Origin of the sequence: Actinomadura geliboluensis (assembly GCF_005889745.1) — a bacterium.
GTDB lineage: Bacteria > Actinomycetota > Actinomycetes > Streptosporangiales > Streptosporangiaceae > Spirillospora > Spirillospora geliboluensis.
The window spans coordinates 1-7107 of sequence record NZ_VCKZ01000448.1; the positions used below are offsets into that span (position 1 = coordinate 1).

4 protein-coding genes and 1 pseudogene are annotated in these 7107 nt (G+C 73.9%); 2 read left to right on the forward strand and 3 right to left on the reverse strand.

Annotation, left to right across the window (positions count from 1 at the left end):
* Both ETD96_RS46245 and ETD96_RS38030 read left to right on the forward strand, forming a co-directional pair.
* A pseudogene (locus ETD96_RS46245) lies at positions 1-968 on the forward strand (hypothetical protein); the annotation flags it as partial.
* Positions 969-1079: 111 nt separating this feature from the next.
* Positions 1080-2054: a zinc ribbon domain-containing protein gene (locus ETD96_RS38030; protein WP_171069432.1), complete on the forward strand. Its 975-nt coding sequence runs from the start codon at positions 1080-1082 to the stop codon at positions 2052-2054.
* Positions 2055-2069: 15 nt separating this feature from the next.
* Here ETD96_RS38030 and ETD96_RS38035 read toward each other — a convergent pair whose 3' ends face one another.
* From ETD96_RS38035 to ETD96_RS38045, 3 genes are all read right to left on the reverse strand, one after another.
* A complete protein-coding gene (locus ETD96_RS38035; RefSeq protein WP_138641338.1) occupies positions 2070-2429 on the reverse strand; it encodes a DUF5955 family protein in 360 nt (119 codons plus the stop codon).
* 18 nt (positions 2430-2447) lie between these two features.
* Positions 2448-4313 (reverse strand): hypothetical protein, encoded by a 1866-nt coding sequence (locus ETD96_RS38040; RefSeq protein ID WP_138641339.1) that lies wholly within the window; start codon positions 4311-4313, stop codon positions 2448-2450.
* 74 nt (positions 4314-4387) lie between these two features.
* Positions 4388-7107, reverse strand: a 2720-nt coding sequence (locus ETD96_RS38045; RefSeq protein WP_138641340.1) for an ATP-binding protein, incomplete at its 5' end; no start/stop codon positions are given.

Consider the following 7107-nt stretch of genomic DNA (forward strand, 5'->3'; position numbering starts at 1 on the left):
CCACCCAGGTATGGGGCGGGCAGGCCGGCGCCGCGCAGCCGCCCGCCCTCCCGGACCCGGATGCCACGCAGCTCGCCCCCGGTCCGATGCAGCCCGCGCCCATGAACCCCGGCTTCCAGGGCGGGTTCGGAGGCGGGGACTTCGACCAGACCCGGATGGACCCCGGCGCTCCCATGGGAGCCCCGCCGATGGGCCAGATGGGCACGATGGGGCAGCCCGGCATGGGCCAACCCGGTATGGGGCAGCCCGGCATGGCGCCCATGGGCGGGATGGCCCCCATGGGCGGGATGGGGCCCGGCGGTCCCGAGTACGGCGGCTACCCGCCCCAGCACCCGGGCGGCTCGAAGGGCGGCGGGACGAGCAAGCCGCTCATCGCCGCCGTCGCCGCGCTCGTCACGGTCGCGGCCGGGGCCGTGGTGTTCGTCGTGTGGCCGTCCGGTGACGACTCGTCCGCCAGCACGTCGCCGACCGCGACGCCGTCCAGCCAGCAGGTCGCGCAGAAGAACACGATCCCGCCCGAGACGAAGCAGCAGGCCGCGGTGCTGAACGGGATCCTGGACGACAGCGTCGCCACCCGCCGGGTCCTCGCCGGGGCGCTCGGCCGGGCCGGCAAGTGCAAGACGCTGCCGCAGGCGATCCAGGGGTTCCAGCAGGTCGCGCAGCGCCGCCAGGACCAACTCGGCCGCACCAAGGCCCTCCAGGTCGACAAGCTGGCGAACGGGGAGCGGCTGCGCGGCTCGCTGTCGGAGGCGCTGGACGCCTCCCTCCAGGTCGACCTGGTCCTGCTGAGGTGGGCGCAGGCGAACCAGAGCAAGTGCCGCGGCAAGCCGAAGCCGAGCGCGGCGCAGGTGCCCGGCCGGGCGGCGCAGGAGCGGCGCGCGACCTCGGCGAAGAAGAAGTTCGTCGTCCTGTGGAACCCGGTGGCGAAGAAGACGGGCCAGCCGCAGCGCAGCTGGAGGCGCGTGTAACGATCGGTGACGGCCGGTTACGGCCGGGTCTCGAACGGGGACGAACCGCCCCGGCCCGGTGGTCCCGCGTTATCTTGTGACCGATCGTTTTCACGGGGGCAGGGAGCCGTCATGCGGTGTCCGAACTGCGGGACCGACACCACGTCGTCGTCCCCGACGTGCATGCGCTGCAACGCGCCCCTGCCGCCGGACGACGACGCGACGGTCGGCGACGCCACGGCCCGCGACCCCTTCGGTCAGCCGCCCGGCGGGTTCGGCCAGCCCCCCGGCGGGTTCGGGCAGCCGTCCGGCGGGTTCGGGCAGCCGTCCGGCGGCGACCCGTTCGGCGAGGTGCCCGTCCCCCGCGACCCGGTGCCGCCGCCGTGGGCCGGGCAGAGCCCCACCCCGTGGGAGCCCGCGGGCGACTTCACGACCCCGATGCCGCCGTCGGACGAGCACTCGACCCAGCTGTCCCCCGAGCCGTGGGCGGAGCCGCCGATCTGGCAGCCGCCTCCGCCGCCGGGCCGGAGCAGGCTCCCGTACCTCCTGGGCGCGGCCGGAGCCGTCGTCCTCCTCGGCGTGGCGCTCGCCATCGTGTTCTGGCCGAGCGGGTCGAGCGGCCCGGAGCGTCCGCCGGCCGCGGTGCAGGAGTCCGCACCGCAGGAGTCGTCACCGCCGACGCAGGGCGTCGTGTCCGAGACGGGCGACACCGGCGACCTCGACGCGCAGGCCGGCGCCGTGAACGAGCTGCTCGAGGCGATGGGCGCGACCCGCTCCTCGCTCGGCACGGTCGTCGAGGAGGGCTGCACGACGAGCGGCCTGCAGCGCATCCTCGAAGAGCGGCGCGGCCAGCTGGAGAAGGCCCGCGAGCTGGAGGTCGGCGCGATGCAGAACGGCACCCAGATGAAGGACGCGCTGATCCGCGCGCTGGAGGCGTCGACCGAGTCGAACCAGCGCTACCTCGACGTCGCGCCCGGCTGCCCGTCCGACGGTGAGGTCGCGGACGTCAACCAGCGGGCGAGCAGCGCCAAGAGCGAGTTCATCGGCTACTGGACGCCGATCGCCGAGCAGGCCGGGCTGCCCGCCCGCACCGAGAGCGACATCTAGCCCAGCTCAGGGGCGTCAGCCACCCACGCCCAAGGCCGCGCCGAGCGCGCCGACGGCCTCCGCGAGCACCGCCACCCCGGCGACGCGGCGGCCGAGGCGGGCGAGAGCGCCCTCCATGCGCTCGGGGTCGGGGTCGCCGGAGCCGGCCTCCTCGCGGACGTCGGCGAGGTCGCGGCGGGCCCGTCCCGGCTCGGCGAGTTCGGCCTCGTGCGCCGCCAGCAGCCGTTCGAGCCGGTCGAGCGCGGCCGCGACGTCCGCCGCCCGCCCGGCCGGTGCGGCCTGCTGGTACTGCGCGACGTTGTCGCCCGACGCGACCTGCCCGGACACGTTGGCGTTGCCGCCGATCCTGATGCCCCGGTCGCCGTGCTCGCTCATGCCGCCTCCACTGGAAGGTCAGGGGTTGCCGCGGCGGGCGCCGCCGCCCTGCCGCTGGTCGACGCGGCCGCCCGCGGCGACCTGCCCGTTGACGGTGCCGCCGGTCATGATGACGCCCTCGTTCATGATGACGCCGGCCTGCACCCGGTAGGCCGACACGTCGAGGCCGCACTCGTCGCCCAGGTAGTCGAGCAGCGCCTCGTTGACGCGCCACTCGATCAGCCGGGTGTACTTGTCGGCGTCCATCTCCTGGACGTAGGTGTCGAACGTGTCGGCGGCGCACACCTCCCGGACGCTGACCCGCGCGCCGTAGTCGTGCACCAGCCGCTGCGCCGACGTCTGCGCGAGCGTCGCCACGACCAGGCTGCGCGCCATCGCCCAGCAGGCCGCGACCGTCCGGACGCCGGGCAGCACCATCGCGCGCAGCATGCCGCGCCGCGCGCGGGCGAAGGCGCGCAGCACCTGGCCCCCGGTGCCCCAGGCGGGCAGCAGGTCGACGACGCGGAACTCGCGCCGGACGGGCGGCAGCACGGTCGCCGCGAAGTGCCCGTACAGCATCCGGCCCTCGACCGCCAGGTACACGAAGGCCGTGAGGGAGATGTCCTGCTCCTCGGCGGGGGCGACGATCCGCCCGTCCCGGCCGAGCACCGCCTGCCCGTGGGCGCCGACGGTGACGCGCTGGAAGCAGCGGATGTGCGACTGCGGATGCCGGATGAGCGCCTCGGCGGCCTCCGGCGTCGCCATCGAGAACGGGCAGCCGTTCGCCGGGTCGATCAGCGGATGCGGCGGCAGCGTGATCGCGTTCGTCGGGTCGGCGGGACGGGTCCGCCGCACGCTCTCCCCGCGTCCGGCGATGTGCATGCCGGTGAGCAGCGCGGTGATCCGCTCGTTCGGCGGCAGCGGCTCGGCGTCTCCCGCGCGGCCGGGCGGCCGCTCGTCCCGCATGGCGTGCAGCCGCTCCCGGACCCGCAGGTGCATGGTCATCGGATCGACGCGCGGCGGAGCGCCGTCCTCGCCCTTGGCGCCCTTCGTGAGGTCGACGGGGCCGGTCGCGGGCCGGTCCAGTTCGAGGACGATCGACCAGGCCCGCGCCCAGGGCGAGGTGAGGTCGCCGGCGCCGATGAACGGGTTCGTCCCCGAATGCAGCGTCACGTTGCCGCGCTGCGCGGACCGGACGCGGGCGAGCACCCGGGTCGCGCGCTCGCTGAACGTGCGCGGCGGCGCGGCGGTGGAGCCGGGCGCGAGGTCGCGCGCCAGCACCCCGTAGACGGCCGCGAGATGCCCGATGATCGTCAGAGCCAGCACGAGGGTGAGGATGATCAGGCTCGGCACGAGCAGGTCCGTCTGGAGGAGCTCAAGCGGCCCCTTGGTCTGCTCCCGCTCGTAGGAGCTGAACCCGGAGTCCTCGGCCCACCGCTCGCCCGCGAGGACGAACAGGACGCCGAACACCGCCCACATGACGACCCCGGAACCGAGCCACGCACCGGCCAGCCGCCACCCCCAGGGGAGCCGCCGCCACGGGACCGCCGCCAGGCTGACCAGCACCAGCAGGACGAAGAAGTACCCGACCGCGACGAGTTGCAGGAAGACGAGCGCGGCCAGCCAGATCCCGCAGAGGACCAGGTCGCGGACGAGCCGGTAGCGGCGCGCCCGGAGCGCGTGCAGCACCACCGGCTCCACGTCGAACCCGTAGGACGGGACGACGGCGCGGTTCTCGTCGTCCAGGAACTCGGCGATGACGCGGTCCCCGATCCGCCGGTCCAGGTAGACGGCTGCGCACAGGTACCGGGTGGTGTTCTGCATCGGCTGCCGGGACGTCTCCGCGCCGGGCTGCGCGTGGTAGAACGGCGGCGCGGCGCCGGGGGTCGCCTGCTCCACGGTCATGCGGACGAAATTATCCGGATCATGCCGTTGACACGTGAGAAAGCGCCCAGTTGTGGCCGGGTGGCCACACTTGGTCACGACTCGGGCGCCTCCTCCGCGTCCCGGGCCGGGGCGAGGAACGAGAGCCCGGCGGAGGGGTCCTCGAAGGGGTGCACGAAACGCTCGAACCAGCTCAGCACGGGTTCGAGCCACTCGGTGACGCCCATCGTCCGGGCGACGTGGTCGATCTGCTCGTCCTCGTCGAAGCCGATCGCGACGACGGAGAGGTCCTGGTAGAAGCCCGCCTGGTCGTCGTCGCCGTACAGGGCCGTGAGCGCGATCGGCCGGTTGCGGGCCAGCTCCATCGACAGCGGGTGGCGGCGCAAGGCGCGCAGCCGGTGGCCGAGCCTGGCGTCCGGCGGCTGCTTGAGCCCGGCGAGCGGGTAGTCCAGCGGCGGCGCGAGGGCGTGCTTGTCGGGGGCGCCGCCGCCGTAGGGGAACAGGCGGTCCAGCTCGTGCAGCCACTTGACCTGCGGGATCATCCACTGCGGGCCGGGCGCCCCACCGGGCGCGGCACCGCCGAGGAGCCGCCCGGCGACGTCCGCGGCGGCGGCGGTGAGGTCCGCCGGCGGGTAGCCGGCCCGCAGCGACCGCGACCGCCGCGTCACGGCCCGTTCGAGGACGGTCGCCAGCGCGCACTCCCGAAGCCTCGGTGCCAGCCGCGACCACGACCGCCCGAGCTCCGCCGGGACGGCGGGCAGCGGCCGGTTCACCACATGCGCCAGCACGAGCGTGTCGGCCCACAGCCGCAGCCACGCCCAGTCGGCTCCGCCGGCGAGGAGGTCGGCCTCGCGCAACTCGAACAGCGTGCACGCACGCCCCGACCGGCATTCGCAGCCGCAGGCCGCGGAGCGCCGTCCGTCCACGGGCGGCGGCGGACCGGGCAGCTCCGCCTCGCGCCCCTCGCCCAGCGGCACCCGGACCCGCAGCGGACGGTCCATGCCGTCCGCGAACACCGCCGCGACGCCCGGACGCAGCGACACCACCTCACGCGACTGGTCGCCGTCCAGGTTCATCGCCGCGCCGACCTGATGCCGGTCGTCGAACGCCGGCAGCCGATGGACGACCTTCAACGCCGTGTTCTTGATGACGTCCGGAACCAGCTTCGTCGGAATCTGCTCGGCGACGATGATGCCCTCGCCATAGGCCCGGATCTCGGCGAGCATCCCGGCGAACAACTCCACCGCGTGCGAACTGCCGCGCTCGGGCCCCCGATTGCGAAGCAGCCGATGCGCCTCCTCGATGACGATGACGTGCCGCAGCACCGACCCCGTCGCCCTGTCGCGTTTGCGCTCCCGCATCCGCAGATGCTCGACGATGCGGATGATGAGCGTCCCCATGAGGAACGCCTTGTCCTCGTCGTTCGCGACGTCCTCGATGGCGAGCACGATGTTGTCGCGCAGCATCCCGCCGATATCGGCCGGGTGCCCGCCCTCGAAGAACCGCCCAGCGGACCCGATGCGCAGCGACCGCAGCCGCACATCGACGAACCCCTGCACATCGGCCATCAACTCGCGCCCGTACCCGACATCCTGGATGACCTGGAGCGCCGCGTTCTGCAACTGCTCCAACGTCGGAACCGCGGGCTCGATCAGTGACCCGGGCACACCCGCGCCCGTCACCACGTCCCACCCGTTGTTCTCGTACACCCGCTGAAGCGCCTGCGCCATGATCTGCGGGAACGGCTCCTCCGCGTCGAACGCGGCCTGGAACAGCGCCCGCACCATGTCGATATGCGCCTGCACCGGATACCCCGGCTCCGGCGCGAGTGGATTCACCGACAACGGCACTGAATCAGGGTCGGACGGATTCACCACCGTCACCGGCCCGCCCAGATCCTGAATGCGCCCCGCCATCGCCGCGTACTCCGACTTCGCCGGCTCGATCGCCAGCCAGGGAATGCCCGCCCGCGTCAACTGCTCCAGCAGATGCCGCACGGTCTGCGACTTCCCGGCGCCCGTGGCGCCCGTCACGAAAACATGCCGGTTGATGGTCGAGCGGGGCACGGCGAACCGTCCGACCTCCCGGTCCTGCCCGTCCAGGATGGCGCCCAGCTCGATCTGCGGCTCCCCGCCCTGCGGCTCGGTCTCCGACGTGACGTCGAAGTACCCGGCCTCCAGCACCCGCAGCCCGGGGACCTCCCGCCGCGGCAGCCCGGCCAAGGCCGCCAGCGCCCCCGCCGTGGCGACGAACGGGAACCGCTGCTCCGCCTCCGCCATCGGCCGCACCGGCACGGGCGGCATCCCGGGGCTGAGCATCTCGGCGAACGACCCGCTCCCCTGCCCCGACCTCAGCCGGTACGGATGGTGCCCGAGCTCCATCGACCCGACGAGCACGGGCGCGATCTGCCCTAGCTCGTCCTGCGACGCCGCCCCCGCCACCACCCTGACCTGCCACAGCCCGGCCTCACGGAACGCGTCCAGCTCGGCGAGCCGCTGGTCGGCCCGCGCCACCGCCAGCCGCGCGTGCTCGTCCTCACCCCTCCGGAGCATGCGCAGCTCGTGGTGCAGCTCCCGCATCTCCTCGTCGATCATCCGCTCGTCGCACGGATCGGCGACGACGAACCACCCGAACGGACGCTCCATCAACGTCACGAGCGTCGCCTCGAACAACCCGGGCCCGCCCGCGGCCCCCTGCGGCGCGAGCCGTCCCGGACACCGCGTCCACGTCATCCGCTCCGCCTGCCGCAGCCACCCGTCCCCGACGGGCACCCCCCGCGCCCCGCTGGGGAACAGCAGCCCGTGCGTCTCGACAC